Source organism: Capnocytophaga sp. oral taxon 324 str. F0483 (genome assembly GCF_000318315.2).
In the GTDB taxonomy this organism is placed as follows: domain Bacteria; phylum Bacteroidota; class Bacteroidia; order Flavobacteriales; family Flavobacteriaceae; genus Capnocytophaga; species Capnocytophaga ochracea.
In genome coordinates this window covers 1-18212 of the sequence record NZ_KB291483.1, presented here as the reverse complement: position 1 = coordinate 18212, position 18212 = coordinate 1, and the positions used below count along the sequence as shown (strand labels likewise).

17 protein-coding genes are annotated in these 18212 nt (G+C 39.9%); 8 read left to right on the top strand and 9 right to left on the bottom strand.

Annotated elements, in window-relative coordinates:
* Positions 1-294: 294 nt before the first annotated feature.
* The 8 genes from ruvA to HMPREF9072_RS00990 all read left to right on the top strand — a co-directional run bounded on the left by ruvA (position 295) and on the right by HMPREF9072_RS00990 (position 6582).
* A complete protein-coding gene (ruvA, locus tag HMPREF9072_RS01025) occupies positions 295-879 on the top strand; it encodes a Holliday junction branch migration protein RuvA (protein WP_009410086.1) in 585 nt (194 codons plus the stop codon).
* Between the two features lie 17 nt (positions 880-896).
* Positions 897-1163 carry a hypothetical protein gene (locus HMPREF9072_RS01020; RefSeq protein WP_009410085.1) on the top strand — a complete coding sequence of 89 codons (267 nt, stop codon included), beginning with the start codon at positions 897-899 and terminating at the stop codon, positions 1161-1163.
* 102 nt (positions 1164-1265) lie between these two features.
* The gene (locus HMPREF9072_RS01015) at positions 1266-1757 is read left to right on the top strand and encodes an LptE family protein (RefSeq protein ID WP_009410084.1); all 492 of its coding nucleotides are present in this window, start codon (positions 1266-1268) and stop codon (positions 1755-1757) included.
* A 26-nt stretch (positions 1758-1783) separates the two neighbouring features.
* Entirely contained in the window at positions 1784-2620 is an 837-nt protein-coding gene (locus tag HMPREF9072_RS01010; RefSeq protein ID WP_002673420.1) for a hypothetical protein, read from the top strand.
* 11 nt (positions 2621-2631) lie between these two features.
* Entirely contained in the window at positions 2632-3009 is a 378-nt protein-coding gene (gene secG, locus HMPREF9072_RS01005) for a preprotein translocase subunit SecG (protein WP_002673422.1), read from the top strand.
* A gap of 205 nt (positions 3010-3214) precedes the next feature.
* Positions 3215-3493 (top strand): co-chaperone GroES, encoded by a 279-nt coding sequence (gene groES, locus HMPREF9072_RS01000; protein ID WP_002673428.1) that lies wholly within the window; start codon positions 3215-3217, stop codon positions 3491-3493.
* 24 nt (positions 3494-3517) lie between these two features.
* The gene (gene groL / locus HMPREF9072_RS00995; protein WP_009410083.1) at positions 3518-5152 is read left to right on the top strand and encodes a chaperonin GroEL; all 1635 of its coding nucleotides are present in this window, start codon (positions 3518-3520) and stop codon (positions 5150-5152) included.
* Positions 5153-5418: 266 nt separating this feature from the next.
* The gene (locus tag HMPREF9072_RS00990) at positions 5419-6582 is read left to right on the top strand and encodes an OmpA family protein (RefSeq protein WP_009410082.1); all 1164 of its coding nucleotides are present in this window, start codon (positions 5419-5421) and stop codon (positions 6580-6582) included.
* 714 nt (positions 6583-7296) lie between these two features.
* Here the strand turns inward: HMPREF9072_RS00990 and HMPREF9072_RS00985 are convergent.
* The 9 genes from HMPREF9072_RS00985 to HMPREF9072_RS00945 all read right to left on the bottom strand — a co-directional run bounded on the left by HMPREF9072_RS00985 (position 7297) and on the right by HMPREF9072_RS00945 (position 17905).
* Positions 7297-10455 carry an efflux RND transporter permease subunit gene (locus HMPREF9072_RS00985; RefSeq protein ID WP_009410081.1) on the bottom strand — a complete coding sequence of 1053 codons (3159 nt, stop codon included), beginning with the start codon at positions 10453-10455 and terminating at the stop codon, positions 7297-7299.
* Positions 10456-10479: 24 nt separating this feature from the next.
* Positions 10480-11229 carry an SDR family oxidoreductase gene (locus HMPREF9072_RS00980; RefSeq protein ID WP_009410080.1) on the bottom strand — a complete coding sequence of 250 codons (750 nt, stop codon included), beginning with the start codon at positions 11227-11229 and terminating at the stop codon, positions 10480-10482.
* Positions 11230-11410: 181 nt separating this feature from the next.
* A complete protein-coding gene (locus HMPREF9072_RS00975) occupies positions 11411-11845 on the bottom strand; it encodes a DUF4268 domain-containing protein (protein ID WP_009410079.1) in 435 nt (144 codons plus the stop codon).
* Between the two features lie 4 nt (positions 11846-11849).
* Positions 11850-12596, bottom strand: coding sequence for a hypothetical protein (locus HMPREF9072_RS00970; RefSeq protein WP_009410078.1), 747 nt, complete (start codon positions 12594-12596; stop codon positions 11850-11852).
* A 13-nt stretch (positions 12597-12609) separates the two neighbouring features.
* Positions 12610-14445, bottom strand: a complete 1836-nt coding sequence (locus HMPREF9072_RS00965) for a GNAT family N-acyltransferase (protein ID WP_009410077.1) — start codon at positions 14443-14445, stop codon at positions 12610-12612.
* A 14-nt stretch (positions 14446-14459) separates the two neighbouring features.
* Positions 14460-15764, bottom strand: coding sequence for a sodium:proton antiporter (locus HMPREF9072_RS00960; protein WP_009410076.1), 1305 nt, complete (start codon positions 15762-15764; stop codon positions 14460-14462).
* A gap of 55 nt (positions 15765-15819) precedes the next feature.
* A complete protein-coding gene (locus HMPREF9072_RS00955) occupies positions 15820-16533 on the bottom strand; it encodes a DUF4294 domain-containing protein (protein ID WP_009410075.1) in 714 nt (237 codons plus the stop codon).
* A gap of 94 nt (positions 16534-16627) precedes the next feature.
* Positions 16628-17113, bottom strand: a complete 486-nt coding sequence (ribH, locus tag HMPREF9072_RS00950; RefSeq protein ID WP_009410074.1) for a 6,7-dimethyl-8-ribityllumazine synthase — start codon at positions 17111-17113, stop codon at positions 16628-16630.
* 3 nt (positions 17114-17116) lie between these two features.
* Positions 17117-17905, bottom strand: a complete 789-nt coding sequence (locus tag HMPREF9072_RS00945; RefSeq protein ID WP_009410073.1) for a tol-pal system YbgF family protein — start codon at positions 17903-17905, stop codon at positions 17117-17119.
* Positions 17906-18212 lie beyond the last annotated feature (307 nt).

Here is an 18212-nt window from a genome sequence, read left to right as displayed (position 1 = left end):
CTAATAGCCTTTTTTCATCAAAAACCCTCCCTCCTTTCTTCCGAACTTCTCCGTTTTCTTCCGAACCCTTCAACCCTCTACATTTGCTAATTTCCACATTTGCTAATCTGTTAATTTAACAGCCCGTCGTGCTACGACTGCCTGTGCAGCTCGCACCTTTAGCAAAGTTAATCTCTTCTATTTCAAGCTTGTAACTAGCACCCCATTTGCTAATTTTCTAATTCTCTCATTTTCTAATTTGCTAATTCTCTAATTATTTGTACCTTTGCACTACTCAATCTTCAAATTGAACTAATGATTACACAATTACAAGGAAAACTCGTAGAAAAGAACCCTACTCACGTAGTAATCGACTGCCACGGGGTGGGCTATTTCGTAAATATCAGCTTAAATACTTATTCAGCGCTACCCGAAGGCGAAGCCATTAAACTATACACCTATTTGCAAATAAAAGAAGAGGCCCACACGCTCTATGGCTTCCTCACCAAAGCCGAACGCGAAGTGTTTGTATTGCTTCTTTCGGTATCAGGAGTAGGTGCTAGCACTGCCCGCACGATGCTCTCATCGCTCACCGCTGCACAAGTGCGCAATGCTATTATCAATGGCGATGTAGCTACCATTCAAGCAGTAAAAGGTATAGGTGCTAAAACAGCCCAACGCGTAGTACTCGACCTCAAAGACAAGATGCTCAAGCTTCAAGACTTTGAAGAGGTGCCTATGAACGCTGTAAGCACACACAAAGAAGAAGCTCTTGCTGCCTTAGAAGTATTGGGCTTTATGCGCAAACAAGCCGAAAAAGTAGTCGATATCATTATCAAATCAAGCAGCGAAGAGCTTTCAGTAGAAGAAATCATCAAGCAAGCCCTCAAACGCTTGTAAATTTAACAGTAAAAACTATGAATACAACCATTCTCAAAGTAGACAATAGCAGTGAAATGGCTTTAGCTTTTTTGGAATATGTAAAGTCTTTGCCATTTGTAAAAGTAGAAGTGCCTAAGAGCAAGAAAGAAACATCAGCTTCCTCTATGGAAATATTAGAAGAAGATGAAGACGGTATTCCTATTGCACATCGCGATTTTATAATGGAACTATCACAAGATGTAAAAAAAGGTTTTGCCAAACGATATTTCAAGACTATGAAGAAAAAATATGCTGAAAAATGATAGTAATAACTGATAGCAATATACTTTTTACTGCAATTTCATCATTCGTAATTTGTCATTCGTAATTATTTTCGTATCTTTGCCCGCTAATTGATTGGTAAAATGAAATATCTCTTATATATACTCTTGGCTTTCACTGCTATAAGTTGTGGTATCTACAACTTTACAGGAGGAAGTACAGGCGATGCAAAGACTTTTCAAGTAAACTTCTTTCGCAACGATGCTCCCTTGGTAGAACCTGGACTCGACCGCGATTTTACCATCGCCCTACAAGATTTAATTAACAACCAAACCAACCTCAGCCTTACTGACCGCAATGGCGACCTCGTGTACGAAGGCGAAATCGTAGAGTTTAACATTACCCCTATGACGGCTACTGCAGGACAAACCGCTGCCCAAAACCGTGTAACCATAGGCGTAAATGTGCGCTTTACTAATCATAAAGAAGATAAAAAAGACTTTGAAAAACGCTTTTCTTTTTACTATGATTATCCTGCTGCTACACAGTTCAACTCAGTAAAAGGCGAAGCTATCCCACAGATATTCGAGCGTATCACCCAAGATATTTTCAACGCCTCATTAGCAGATTGGTAACAATTAGGTAAAGATAAAAGGTAAGATTGACAGTAAAACAATTCATAGAGATTATTAGGCATCCCTACACTATTAACGATGATCAAGTATATGAACTCGACGAAATAGTGAAGGAATATCCTTATTTTCAAGCAGCAAGGGTGTTACAACTCAAAATATTGCATTCCGAAGAAAACTACAAGTACAACAAAGCCTTAAAACTCGCTGCGGTACACGTAACCGACCGCTCAGTATTGTTCGACTTTATCAATTCTAAAAGTATTATCCCTGATTTCTCAGCCCTACGTCGTGATTTTGAACGTATTCGCAAAGCGAGAGAACGCAAAGAAGCCGAAGAAACTGAGAATACACCTCCTAAGGTAAGTTACATCGACCACGAACCGCGCTTGTATCGCCCTAATGTACCCGAATCTATTTTCGAAGAACCTATTTTCCCCGAAGATTTGGTAAATCACCAAGAGTTAGCCGATGCTTTTGAACCTAAAACAGAGGAAAAACCTAAAACTGATACTGACAATATCTCTCAATGGTTAGAAAACATCTCCGATGACCATACCGAAGTTTCTTATAAAGACGACAAGGTAGCTGAAAAGTTCAAACTCATTGATAAGTTTTTGGAAAACAATCCTAAAATTGAGGCCTCTAAAGATTATGTATCCAACGTAAATTTAGCCGATGATGTAAACTCAGACCCTAAACAATTAATGACCGAAACATTGGCACAAGTATATGTAAATCAGCGCAAATTTAAGCAAGCTATACAAGCGTATGAAATATTAATTTTGAAAAATCCAGAAAAAAGTGCTTACTTTGCAGCCCAAATAGAAAATATCAAAAAACTACAACAAAATAATTTATTTTAATTTATAGAGAAATGACTACATTCAACATCTTTTTAGTGCTTATCGTGGTAGTATGTTTGCTACTCGCTTTAGTAATTATGGTACAAAACCCTAAAGGAGGTGGACTCTCTTCTACTTTCGGTGGCAATACACAAGTAGTAGGTGGTGTAAAAAAAACAGGCGACTTCCTCGAACGCAGTACTTGGACGTTTGCTACTGCTTTAGGAGTGCTTATTCTTATCGCCAACACCTTACTACAAGGCAATACCGGTGTAAATGCCGATTCTAAACTGCTTGATGGCAATACCCCTACTGCCCCTGTAGAAAACCCTCTTAACCAACAAGCACCTGCCAACAATGCTACTCAAATGCCTGCTACTCCTGCCACATCTTCTAATACAGGTAACTAAACTGACAAAAAGTCAGTTTTTACAGATTGGCATACTTTCTGAAATATCCTCTTCGATTTTTTTATAAAAGGAATTAAAATACTTGAATGAAAAGGTTAGATAACATCCCCACATCCCCCCTTTCGAAGGGGGCGCGGGCGATGTAATTTCCTAACACCTAATTCCTATTTTCTAAACAAAAAAATAACTAAAAACTAAACAAATAATGGCAAAATTGAATATTAAACCTTTAGCTGATAGAGTAGTGATTGAGCCCGCAGTGGCCGAAACTACTACCGCATCAGGTATTATTATCCCTGATACTGCAAAAGAAAAACCTCAAAAAGGTACGGTTGTAGCCGTTGGAGCAGGTACTAAAGATAACCCTGTAACCCTAAAAGTAGGCGATACAGTACTCTATGGCAAATATGCCGGTACTGAACTAAAATTAGAAGGTAAAGACTACCTTATTATGCGTGAAAACGACGTATTAGCAGTTATCTAAACATAAAAACTAAAAACTAAAGAAATGGCAAAAGATATTAAATTTGATATAGACGCTCGCGAAGGTTTAAAACGTGGCGTTGATGCATTAGCAAATGCAGTAAAAGTAACATTAGGACCTCGTGGTCGTAATGTAATTATTAGCAAATCATTTGGTTCACCACAAGTAACCAAAGACGGGGTAACCGTTGCTAAGGAAATAGAACTAGAAGACGCTCTCGAAAATATGGGCGCTCAAATGGTAAAAGAAGTAGCTTCTAAAACCAATGACCTCGCAGGCGACGGTACTACTACCGCTACTGTATTAGCACAAGCTATCGTAAAAGAAGGTCTTAAAAACGTAGCTTCTGGTGCTAACCCAATGGATTTAAAACGTGGTATTGATAAAGCCGTAGCAAAAATCGTAGAACACTTGGCTAAACAAGCTAAAGAAGTAGGCTCTTCTTCTGAAAAAATCAAACAAGTAGCCTCTATCTCTGCTAACAACGACGATACTATTGGCGAACTTATCGCTCAAGCATTCGAGAAAGTAGGTAAAGAAGGGGTTATCACCGTAGAAGAAGCAAAAGGTACAGATACTTACGTAGATGTAGTAGAAGGAATGCAGTTCGACCGCGGTTACCTCTCTCCTTACTTCGTAACCGATTCTGAAAAGATGGTTGCAGAACTCGACCACCCTTATATCTTGTTGTACGACAAGAAAATCTCTACTATGAAGGACTTGCTTCCTGTATTAGAGCCTGTAGCTCAATCTGGCAAACCCCTCTTGATTATCGCTGAAGATATCGATGGTGAAGCATTAGCTACCTTAGTAGTAAACAAATTGCGCGGTACCCTTCGCATCGCTGCTGTAAAAGCTCCTGGTTTTGGTGACCGTCGTAAAGCAATGCTCGAAGACATCGCTATCCTAACTGGTGGTACTGTAATTGCCGAAGAAAGAGGCTTTACCCTTGAAAACGCTACTATTGATATGCTTGGTACTGCCGAAAGAGTAAGTATCGACAAAGATAACACCACTATTGTAAATGGTGCTGGAAAATCTGATGATATCAAAGCGCGTGTAGCACAAATCAAAGCACAAATCGAAAACACCTCTTCTGATTATGACCGTGAAAAACTACAAGAACGTTTAGCTAAACTCTCTGGTGGGGTAGCAGTGCTTTACATAGGTGCTGCTTCGGAAGTGGAAATGAAAGAGAAAAAAGACCGTGTAGATGATGCTCTTCACGCTACTCGTGCAGCTGTTGAAGAAGGTATCGTAGCAGGAGGTGGTATAGCGCTTATTCGTGCTAAAAATGTTTTAGGAAAACTAAAACCTCTCAATGCCGACGAAGAAACAGGTATTAAAATTATCCTCAAAGCATTGGAAGCTCCTTTGCGCACTATCGTAGAAAACGCAGGTGTTGAAGGTTCTGTAATCGTAGCTCGTGTACTCGAGGCTTCAAGAGATGCTTACGGATACAATGCTAAAACAGGTACTTATACCGATATGTTTAAAGCAGGTATCATCGACCCTAAAAAGGTAACTCGTGTAGCCCTTGAAAACGCTGCTTCAGTAGCTGGTATGATTCTCACTACCGAATGTGCTTTGGTAGACATCAAAGACGATAAAGCAGCTGCAATGCCTCCAATGGGTGGTGGAATGCCAGGAATGATGTAATCGTAAATTCATAGCATTATTATCATATTTTATTAACACGAAAATCAGGGAGAGTTTACAATGAAACTCTCCCTGATTTTTTATACCCAAAAACTAGATTAACTCTCTGAAATGTGAAAGAAATGCAAACGGTTTGTAAATAAAACGTTAAAAAACAGGGTGAAAATGCGAAAAGCATATATTTTATTACTAAAAATGATTGTACAAATAAAAAAAGTCGTATATTTGCCCCGAATTTAAAAACACAAGTAATAAACATTTTTTATATGAAAAAAACCTTATTAAGTATTGCAACTGTCGTTGCAGTGATAACAAGTGCTAACGCACAAGATATGCTAAGTAAGAGCAAATTTTTTGACAACTGGCAAGTAGGTGTTAAAGCTGGTGGTTTCTCAGATACTCACCGTGAAGCTTTCTTTAAAAACACCCGTGCCACTTTTGGAGCTGAGATTGGCAAACAAATCTCTCCTGCTTTCCGTTTAGGCGTTGAAGGTATGGCGTATGTACGTCCCGTAGCCCTTGACAATGATGTAGATGCAGGTAACTTTATAGACAGAACTAATGTAAGTTTGGTAGGTACTGTAAACTTGAGTAACCTTATCGCTGGTTACAAAGGAACTCCTCGTTTCTTCGAAGTAGAAGGTTTTGCAGGAATTGGTTGGTTCCACAGATATGTACAAGATATCGCTCCTAATTACAGAGAAAACTACAGAAGCAATAGTATGTCTGCTCAGTTTGGTTCTAACTTATTGTTTAATTTAGGCGAAAGCAAAGCGTGGGGAGTTAAATTAAGTCCTGCTATTGTGTATGGCGTAGACGTTCCTACTGAAAAAAGTTCAGTAAACAGTTTAAACAGCTTAAACTCTTTCATTCAAGCTACTGTTGGTGTAGTTTACCGTTTCAAAGGTAGCAATGGTGCTCACCATTTCACTACAGCTACTCAAAATCCTGACAATAGCGCAGAATTGGGTAGACTTCGTGATGAGTTGAACAGCAAAAACAAAGAATTGTCTGACTGCCAAAGACAAGTTAATAAATTGCAAGATGACTTAGAAGCAGCTCGCAACAAGAAACCAGAAGTAGTAGAAAAAGTAGTTACTAAAAACAAGAAAACTTTAGAATCAGTAGTTACTTTCCGCGTAGCTAAAACTACTATCGATGCTTCTCAGTTACCTAACGTAGAGCGTATCGCTTCTTACCTTAAAAAACACCCTGATGCTAAAGTAACTATCAAAGGTTATGCTTCACCAGAAGGAAACTTAGAAAAGAACAAACAATTGGCTGATGCTCGTGCAAAAGCTGTTAAAACATTGTTGGTTAATCGTTACAAAATATCTTCTAGTAGAATCGAAGCTGAAGGTAATGGTATCGGTGATATGTTCAGTGAACCAGATTGGAACCGCGTAAGTATCGCTACTATCGTAGAGTAATCAAATACCCTACAAAATAAGAACTTACAAATAAAAATTAAGGAAAAGGCTATCCTAATTAGGATAGCCTTTTTTATTTTCTATTACGTGAGTTTGACTCAAATTAAAAGAGGCAAGGTCAATGCTGAAAAAATGTTAATCTCTTTTAAAACCCTGCAATATTTTTAAAGTTTAGAAAGTAGAACACTTGATAGTCTTTTGTGGTATCAAAAACGTTAAAACATTATTTATCAGTAAAATATTAGAAAAACCTTTGTTATCTTTTAATTGAAGTTTAACCGAAGGTAGAGCGAAGCTAAGGCGAACCTAAGACGAATCTAAGACGAAGGAAAGGTGTTAGAATATTGGATATCAATAAGTAAAAAGCCCTTATAACTTTATTGAAGAAAAAGTGTTAAAATAGCGTTTTTGACAAATAAAAACAATATTACTACTTTCTGAGTTCAGAATAAGAAAAACATCAGATAATTAAAAAAATCCCACAGATTACACAGATTCGACAAATCTGCGAGGTTTATAGGGCGAATTTAGTAGCTAAAGAAATGAGATTTATACGGACTGCGATACAAAAGGGATATCAATTTTACCAAAGTTGGAAACTTTGGCAAAGTATTGTACGCAAAAACGACCCAAAAATAATGTGCTAGTAATAGAAAATAAAAAGGCTGTTTGCTTTTTAGCAGACAGCCTTTTTTGTCGTAGCACAATAGGCATTTAATATTCGCCAGTAGGCTCTACAAATATCTCTTCTTTTTCTTTATGACCACTAATACTCTCTTGTATCGCTTGGAAGAATACAAAAAATACCGGAATCACAACAAGTCCGAAAAAAGTACCAATAAGCTGACCAATAGCAGCTCCCGTAGCTACTGAACGGTTTCCTGCTGCTCCTACGCCTGAAGCAAATACCAATGGCATCAAACCAACGATAAAGGCAAAGGAGGTCATCAAGATAGGGCGCAAACGCGCCATTGCGGCATTGATGGCTGCCTTAGATAGGCTTTCACCCATACGGCGGCGCTGTACGGCAAATTCTACAATCAGAATTGCGTTCTTCGCCAAAAGTCCCATTAGCATAATAAGAGAGATTTGGAAATAGATATTGTTTTCCAAGCCGAAAAGCCACTGTCCTAAATAAGCTCCAAAGATACCAAAAGGCAATGAGAAAAGCACTGATAATGGCAATAAGTAACTCTCATACTGTGCTGAAAGGATAAAATAAGTAAACACCAAGCTGAGCAAGAAAATGAGTATGGTTTGTGAGCCTGCGGTCTGTTCTTCACGTGTTAAACCTGTATAATCGATACTATAGTTAGCGTTGAGGGTTTGGGCAGCCATCTCTTGTACTGCTTTTAGGGCATCACCTGTACTATAGGCGGGGTTGTTCTGAGCTGAAATAGACACCGAAGTAAAGAAGTTATAACGGCTGAGCGATTGCGGACCGAAAGTACGTGTAAGAGTTACAAACTCGGTAATAGGAGCCATTGTTCCACTACCTGTTTTCACGAATAAGCTATTAAGGCTATTGAGGTCTTTACGCGCTTCGGGCAACGATTGTACCATTACACGGTATTGCTTTCCATAAAGGGTAAAGTCAGTTGCATAGAAGCCCCCTATATAATTCTGTAAGGTCGATAGAATAGTACTCACTGTAATACCTGACTGCATAGCGCGTTCTACATTAATATCCATTTGGTATTGTGGATAATTCACATTGAAAGAGGTTTGGGCGAATTGTATTTCGGGGCGTTGCATCAAAGCGCCCAAGAATTCTTGTGCATTCTTGTTCACCTCACTGATATCACTTCCGGATTTATCCAAGAGAACAAACGACACCCCACCTCCTACACCAAAACCAGGCACAGAAGGAGGCTGGAAGAAAATTACATTGGCATCTTTGATATTGGCAACAGCACGAAAGGCATTGTTGATAATCGACTGAATGTCTTGACCAGGGAGTTTAGATCGCTGTTCGAAAGGTTTCAGCTTGAAGAAGCCCATACCATTATTGCTACCTTCGCCTGAAATCATACCGCGACCGGTAACAAAGGTAACATTTTCGACACCTGGGATATTTGAAAGACTTTCGTTTACCTCACGCATAATATTAGCTACACGTTCCATAGAGGCACCAGGAATCATCGATACATCCATCATCACAAACCCTTGGTCTTCACTGGGCACAAACCCCGATTTCATACTTTTATTAGCAAAATAGATACCACCTCCTGCCATAAGTAAGAGCACTAAGGTTACCCATTTATGACGAAGGAAGAAGGTAAAGGTTTGCCCATATTTATGCGTAGCGGCATTGAAAGCTATATTAAACTTGTGGAAGAACTTGCCAAACCACGATTTTTCTTCGTATTCTTTATCGCCGTGAGGTTTTAGGAAGAGCGAACAAAGCACCGGACTGAGGGTAAGCGCATTGATAGCTGAAATCACGATAGCTACAATCAGAGTTACCCCAAACTGTTTGTAGAACACGCCCGTAGTACCACCCATAAAGGTTACCGGCACGAACACTGCTGCCATCACAAGGGTGATAGAAATAATCGCCCCTGTAATCTCGTTCATAGCTGAAATGGTAGCGGGTTTAGCTTTCTCGTGAGTTTGTTCCATCTTGGCGTGTACTGCCTCGACGACGACAATGGCATCGTCCACCACTATACCGATAGCTAACACCAAGGCGAAGAGGGTAAGCATATTGACAGAATAGCCAAAGAGATTCAAGAAGAAGAAAGTACCCACGATAGACACTGGCACCGCAATAGCAGGAATAAGCGTAGAGCGGAAGTCTTGCAAGAAGATATACACCACCAAGAACACCAACAAGAAAGCCTCCAAGAGGGTAGACACTACCTTAGAAATGGCAGCATCTAAGAAAGTGTTGGCGTTGTAGTTGATAGTATAAGTAATCCCTTCGGGCAAAGAAGGTTTCAACTCGTCTAAGAGCTTTTCAATATTTTGGATAATCTCGTGAGCGTTAGAGCCTGGCGTTTGCGAGATACCCATTGCCACAGCAGGACGACCTTTGCTTTCAGAAAATCCTGTATATCCGAGCGCGTCGAGTTCTACCTTAGCTACATCTTTAAGACGAAGAATACGCCCTCCATCTAACGCTTTGAGCACTATATTTTCATATTCCGATACTTGGGTGTATTTCCCCTTGTACTTAATCACATATTCATAGCTACTACCGCTGTTTTGCCCCAAAGTACCCGCAGCTGCTTCTCTACTCTGAGCTGAAATTGCAGCAGTTACCTCGGTAGGATTAAGCCCATAGGCTTGGAGTTTTTGCGGATTCAACCAAATGCGCATAGAATAGGTTTTACCCCCAAAAGCATTGGCATCCCCTACCCCACTGATACGTTTGATTGCAGGAATCACATTGATGCTTAAGTAGTTTTGCAAGAACACATCGTCTAACTCTTTATTCTCAGAAAAGAAAGTAAGAAACATCAGGTTACCTGAGCTCTGTTTACGCACCGTTACCCCCGATTGGGTTACCTCAGATGGCAAAATAGAGTTGGCACGCGACACCGCATTTTGCACGTTTACCGCCGCGATATCACCATCAGTGCCTTGTTTGAAATACACAGTAATATTTGCGGAACCACTATTAGAAGCCGATGAGGTAATATAATCCATATTTTCAACCCCATTGATTTGTTCTTCCAGCGGAATCACCACCGCTTTAAGCACTGTTTCGGCGTTGGCACCTGCATAGTTAGCCGATACCTGTACCGTTACAGGGGCGATATCAGGATATTGAGAGATAGGTAAAGAGATAATCCCCAATACCCCTAAAATCACTATTAAGATAGAGACTACCGTTGATAGTACGGGTCTGTTAATAAAGTTTTTTATCATAAGTTAGATGTTGTTATACTTGAATTAAAATTCTTGTTTAGTAGGACGCAAAGTAATCTCATTGATAGCTACGTCCTCTGGTTGTTCAATAGCATATGCAATAGCACGGGCAACTGAATCGGCAGGAATCTCATATTCCTTATAAAAAGCCTGAATACCTGCGCTAGCTTCGGGGTCGGAGCTACCATATTTAAGTTCACTCTCCACTGCGCCTGGGTAAAGAGTAGTCACGCGAATGTTATTTTTAGCAGTTTCCATACGTAAACCTTCACTAATAGCTTTTACAGCAAACTTAGTACCACTGTACACCGTACCACGACCTGCCGCTACCTTCAAACCCGCTACTGAGGATAAGTTGATGATATGTCCACTATGTTGCTTCTGCATCGTTGGGAGTACTGCAGCAATACCGTAGAGTACCCCTTTGATATTGATATCAATCATTTTGTCCCATTCGTCTACTTTAAGCTTTTCGAGAGGAGCCTGTGCCATAAGTCCAGCGTTGTTTACCAGCACATCTATACGACCATAAGCTTTGAGCGTTTCTTGGGCAACACGTTCCAAGTCCTCACGTTTGGTAACATCACATACAATGGCAAGAGCCTTACCGCCTTGAGAGCCGATGCGTTTCACTAGCGATTCCAAGCGGTCTTTACGGCGCGCAACCGCTACGACTATAGCACCATACTGCGCTAAATAAAGGGCAGTAGCTTCGCCGAGCCCGCTACTGGAACCTGTAATAATCACGACTTTATCTTTGATGTTTTCTTTCATAATTACCAATTTATTAGATATTAAATACAGAAAAGGAAGTGCTTTTATTGTAAAAAACACTTCCTCTTTGAGGGTGTTACCTTATTCTATGCAAAGGTAAGACAAAAAAGTTATGTGAGAATGAGGTTCGATGTTAATCTTTTCTTAAAGTTTCAAAGGATAATACAGAGGTAAGTAGTGCTTATTTTTCTTCTTGTATTATGTCTTTGTACTCTGCCCAAAAGGCTTCAAACTGCAACATCGATTGATAGAGGAATTCCATCGCTGATTGCCAAGTAGCTTTGTTGTGAATGGTTACGTTTGGCAGTTCTACATACACACAGCTGATTTCTTTACCGTTGTTCAAGAGAAAGTGCTCTTCGAAAACAACGTCAGGGAGGTATTGTTCTTGCAGAATGGTTTTCAGCGACAACAATTTGTTGTAGTACAAACTACGTGTTGCCTCGTCAGGGTCTTCCACAGCGAGGAGCACCCGTGCTTTACGGGTGTCGAATGAAAACTTAAAGCTGAAATCCTTTATCTTGGTATTGTAAAGCGTCCATTTCCGAGGGAAGAATTTGCCAAAGGAAATCCAGAAGTCTTCGCGTAGTTTTTTTGCTTCAGCTTTGCTGTACAAGGGGTTAAAGTGTGAATTGGATATTTGCTAAAAATGTATGACCTCTATCATCTATTTTTTTAAACAAAGTAAATTTATAGAATGTGGAGCCGTCCTTTTCAAGCACTCCAAATTCATTATTTTTTAAATCATAAGCTACGAATGTATTCGGGGTAAGAGTCGGTTTGATTTTATAACGCAATTCATTAGTCTTCTTATCATACAATTCGTATGAAAAATCTACTTTTTTAGCATATAAAAATTCTATATAGGGGTCTTCTTCTATTATTTGAGTATTGCTTTTTGTTATGGTAGTAGGTTGTGCAGGAGTAAGCGTTGCCATTGCCGTTTGAGTAGTAACAGGTGCTTTGTATTCCGACTTAAAAGTTGCTAAAGCATTCCCTTCAAAGGCATTGCGCAAGGCTTCTTGATACGACTTCTTAAACTCCTTTTCACGACTTTTACCTATCTCGGAAGTAAAGACGGTTTTATTAGCACAATCGGTGAGGATAAATTGCACCTTAGAAGTCATCATATTCGATTGGTTTTTCACGTCGGCTCTCAAAGCATCGCAGGGGTTTTGGAGCAGTTCAGCAGGGACTTCGCTCTCCATATATGCTTTAAAACCTTGTTTTTCTAGTAAAAACTTCGTAAGTGCATTCAACTGGTACTGATTATCTTCCTTTTGGAAAGTATAACGGTTAGGCACAATCACAGTTTGTGCAACAAGAGTCAGTGGTAGTAATGCTACTAAAAATAATATTTTTTTCATTGGTTCCTAATATTTATTCATATTCATTATTCTTCATTCGAGCTTCGAGTTCAGCTTGAAACTCTTCTATCACGGGTTTCATAGTGCTTTCAGGGAGGTCGGAGATGCGAATGTACATCAATCCATCTACAGAGTTGTTGAAAAGTGGGTCGACATTGAAGGCAATGACTTTGGCGTTTTGCTTAATGTACTTTTTAATGAGCACCGGCAAACGCAAGTTTCCTGGTTCGAGTTCGTCGATGAGTTTGTCGAACTTATTGAGGTCGGCTTTGGTTTCGTCGAAAATAAAATCTTTATCCTCGTCTTTAAGTTTTACTTTGAACTCTTTTTTAGGGCGTACATACTGTGCAATATAAGGGTCATAGAAGTTCGACTTCATAAACTCTATCATCAGCGATTTAGAAAAGTCAGAGAACTGGTTACTAATACTCACACTACCCAACAAATATGAGTGTTCCGGATAACGCAAAGTGGTATGAGCAATCCCTTTCCACAGCAAAAACAGTGGCATAGGCTTCTGCTGATATTCTGAAATGATAAAGGCACGCCCCATCTCGATGGTTTTACTCATCATATCGTATAATTCGGGCTCAAAACGGAACAAATCGTGGGTATAAAAGCCTTCGATGCCATATTTAGGGAATATTTCAGCCCCTAAGCCCATACGGTAAGCTCCTACTATCTTCTTAGCTTCGTTATCCCAAAGGAAAAGATGATGATAATAAAGGTCAAACTTATCTAAGTCAGACGAAGCATTAGTCCCCTCCCCTACTTCGCGGAAAGTGATCTCACGCAAGCGTCCTATTTCCTTCATTATATTAGGAATCTCTTGATAAGGTGCTAAGAATACCTCGTAGTTGTTGTTTTTGAGCAGTCGGTAATCCTTTTTAGTGATGTTATCAACTTCCTTCTCTATGAGGTCTTGTTTAATAGGCGCTTCTATCTGTTGAGGGTTGCTACCGCTCTTGCTTGATTTCAACACGTTAGTGAGTGGTAAAAACTTCTTATCTTGCTCTAAAGCATTGGCTAATATATAAGTTTTCTTACGTAAAAATTCGGTAAAATCTTCCAAATCGGTATGCTCATCTTGCATAGCTACCGAAATAGGCTTACCTATGCGTATATAAATAGTGCGTTCTTTCTGTGTAAGCAGTTCTGAGGGCAATTTAGCCGTGCGCAACGTATCACTGATGCTTGCCAAGAAGTAAAACAACTTACTGTTTTTGGCGTGAAAATAGATAGGCACAATAGGCACTTTCACTTTTTTAGCAAGTTTCATAGCTGCCTCTTCCCAAGGCTTATCCACCATCAGTTGCCCCTCTTTGGTTACCGATACCTCCCCCGCAGGGAAAAGACCTAAGGGTTTGCCCTCTTTGAGGTGTGCAATGGTATGCTTAAAGCCCACCACGCTAGATTTCGCATCTTTGCGGTCTTCAAAGGGGTTTACCGGCAATACATAAGGTGCTAAAGGCTCAATACGTTGCAAGAGAAAATTCGCCATAATCTTGAAATCAGGACGTTTTTCTAAGAGTAGTTTGAGAAGCAGAATGCCATCAATTCCCCCCAGTGGGTGGTTAGAAATGGTGATAAAAGCCCCTTCTTTGGGGATATTCTTAAAATCCTCTTCGGGTATTTCGAACTTTATTTCAAACTCATCTAACAGTTTGTTGAGGAAGTCTAACCCTTCAAAGTGTTTATTTCGGTTGTAAATAGCATTGAGCTTGGAGATACGGAGCAACTTCATCAGTGCCCATCCTCCAAAAGTACCCAAGAAGCCAAGTTTATCAATATTAATCGCTTTGGCTACTTCTTTGGCACTTACCAATCCTTTATCTTTTTGCTTTCTCATTCTTCTTTAAAGTCTTATGATTGTTTCCCTTTTTGCAGTTGTTTCATTCTTTTCAAGCGTGTCATCACCTCATCGCGATACAAGGCTCTGGTAGCCACTTTGCCTACGGTAAGACCTTGTACTAAAATGGAAAACAATACTACAATATAAGTAATTTGCAACAGTGTTTCTTTAAATCCTCCTTTATCAGCAGGGATAGAAAGTACCAAGGCGATGGATACTCCCCCGCGAATACCCCCCCACACCATTGTGATGAGCGAGCCTCGCGAATAGGTAGCTACCTTGCGTAATATCGTTTTGGCAGGAATATAAATCGCCAGTGCACGCCCCAAGAGGCATACGAGAATAGCTACCCCGCCTAAAAGGAACTGCTCTGTTAGATTGTCTATCAGTAGCATCTCAAATCCTATGAATAGGAACAAGATAGCATTCATAATCTCGTCTATGATTGCCCAAAACTTTTCAAGGTAATCTTTATTCTCCGCACTGCTGGCTTTCTTGCCTACATTTCCTACAAAAAGCCCTGCAATTACCATTGCCAGAGGCGAAGAAACGTGAGAAGCTTTGGTGATAAGAAAACCACCCATTACCACTGCCAAAGTGACGAGTACACTCACGTGATAGTCATCGGCTTTTTTCATCATTTGAGAAGCTATCCACCCCAAGAGCCCTCCTAGTAAAACACCTCCTCCTGCTTCCAAGAGGAAGAGCTTAGTAATAGCGAAGAACGAAGGCTCAAAAGTGCTATTAGTAGCCAATTTCAGTACTACGGCAAACATTACTACCGCTACCCCATCGTTAAAAAGCGATTCACCCGTAATCTTAGTTTCAATACGTTTAGGTACTTTCACTTGTTTGAGCACTCCCAACACTACAATAGGGTCGGTTGGGGAAATAAGTGCACCAAAAAGCAGACAATAAACGTAAGGAATATGGATTTCTACCAAAGGAGCAATGTAGTACAGCAAAACTGATATAAAGAAAGCCGAGAGTACTACACTGATAGTTGCATAAGTAAAAATGGAGATTTTGTAGTTTTTTAGGTCGTTGATATTGATGTGGAGAGCTCCTGCAAAGAGAAGGAAGTTCAACATTGCTCCCATCAGTATTTCAGTGAAGTCAAAGCCTTGTAAAAGCGATTCAAGACGGTGTGCAAGCCCTGTAAATACTTCACCTCCGAAAAGACGTACGCCTACCGATATCATCATAGCAATCACCATAATACCTATGGTCATAGGCAGTTTTACGTAGCGAACATTCACGTACGAAAACAAAGCTGCTAAGACGATAATTACTGAAAAAGCGTAGTATAACTCCATTAGTACTATTTTATTTTCGGCAAAGGTACAAATAATTTGCTAATTTGCAAATCTGCTAATTTGCTAATTGCTTTTGAAGTCTTTTCTGTCGTTGTTCTACAAGGTCTGAGAAGTTATATAGTAAAGCTGGGGTTTGGTATTCTAATTCTCCACTATTGATAGCCCGCAAGATAATTTCCTCTATCCAATAGTCCTCTTCTACATTCATAGGGTCATAGCCTTTTTTGAGAGAAAGGTCGTACAGCCACGCGGTTTTGTTATACCAATAAGCATTCCAACCATTGCGCAGGTCTTTTACCAATTCGTAAGCCGTTTTTCCAGTTTGGCGGTGAATGAGTTTAATGAGAATACGCCCTTGCGAGCGGGAAAGTTTTTTGAGTTCGTCGGTGAAGTGGTCTTCAATATAGCGTTGGGTGCGTTTTACGTACACCTTCTTTTGTCGTTTATTTTGCATAGTATCCATCGTACGTTCCATTGTATAGAGCCGGTCGGCAGCCATTTTGGCATACGGATACACGCGTTTCACCCTACTGCGGAGAAGCAAATAGCGCTTTTGAGCTTCTGCATCACCGAAGTAATGCTCTTTACCAAAAACACTCACCTCAGCAAGCCGAATAGTATCTCCTGAATAAAATTGCTGGTCAAAAATATAAATAGTATCACGCTTCTGCGAGAAAGAAGTAAAAGGTAAAAAGTAAAAGACAAAAACAGTGATAGCTGGGTAAGTGAATAAAAGGTAATGTTGTATAGGTGCAATGATGTATTTCATTCTGATTTTCTTTATTTATTTTTAAAATCTAACGACTTTAACAACATTTGCATTGCAAAAATTGTTCCAACCTTTTACGTTTCACTTTTCTCTTTCACTTCCCTAACACCGCCATTTTTATTGCAGTAATAGCCGCCTCCACGCCTTTATTACCCAGCTTACCACCACTGCGGTCAAGCGACTGCTGGAAGGTATTATCAGTGAGAACGCAGAAGATAACAGGCACTTTACTTTGTTCCGCATTGAGCTGGGCAATACCTTGGGTAACACCCTGGCACACGAAATCGAAATGACGAGTTTCTCCTTGTATCACACAGCCTATTACAATAATAGCGTCTACCTCGTTAGTATCGAGCATTCGCTTGGCTGCGTGCACTAATTCAAAGCTCCCTGGTACTTCCCATAGGAGTATATTGTCATCAATAGCACCACAATCTTTAAGGGTTTCGATGGCACCATTGCGCATTCCGTAAGTTATCTGCTCATTCCACTGAGAAGTAATAATCCCAAAGCGAAGAGATTCCGCATTTGGGATTATATTTTTATCGTATTGTGATAAGTTTTTGTTTTCTGTTGCCATTAATTATTGACTAATTTTCCCTATAAGGATATCGATAGTACGTGCTTCTTCTGAGGTAGGGTACTCGTCTTTGATGCGCTCATAATATTTCAAGGCATCGTCTTTTTTACCTTGCAAAGAAGCTACTATTCCTGCTTTTTTCAGGTATAACGGAGTTACGAAGTCATTTTTGCTATGTTCAAAGGCTTTGATATAATATTTCAATGCCTCAGCGTTATTTTTCTGTTGAAGGTAAGCATCACCTATATTCCCGTAAGCCAAAGCTCCGAAAATATCATCGGTAGAGTCGAACTCTTTGAGGTGATTTATTGCGTTGTTATAGTCACGCAAACGCATATAAGCCATACCCATACCGTATTCAGCGAGGTTAGCAGCTTTGGTACCGCTGTAGTTTTCGGCAATTTGCTTAAATCCATATTTTCCTTTTCCACCGTTGATAGCCACTTTAAAGAGGGAATCCTGCGCTCTCGCATCAGTAGCTTCCATCGCTTCATCAAAGAACTGTTGTGCAAAGAAAAGCTCATTAGCAGCATTCTTTTCCCTAGGGGCTTTCACAAACTGTTGGTAAAGCAAATAACCCAAGCCTATCACAGCTACGGCTATGAGAGTTCCAATAATAATCTTCTGATTGCGTTTTACCCAATCTTCGGTGCGAGTAGCGCCTGCATCGAGGGCATCAAACACCTCAGCAGTAGTACTTTCTTTGTGTAATTGAGCCTGTTTTGCTTCGTCTAAATGCTCGGTATCTTTTTGTCTATTAGGTCGGTTGTTGTTCTTTTTGTAAGTTGCCATATATAATTTTCATTAAAGTTCGGCAAAAGTACAACTTTTATTTTAATTAGAAAGCAAAACACAAAAAATTATTTACTCATCAGTCATTTTTCCCTTTTTATCTATTAGTTAATATACGGCGAGTTTTCTCCACATCTCCTCCGTCATTCGTCCCTTGTCATTCCTCATTTCTTCCCTTTTCCATCGCTACACTCCCTCTTTAAAGGAGTATGTTTTCGCCCCTAATTTCTCCTTTTCCGTCATACTCCCCCCCTAATGCCTATGGCCTAAGATCTCACACTTCCCCATTTACTAATTTTCTAATTTA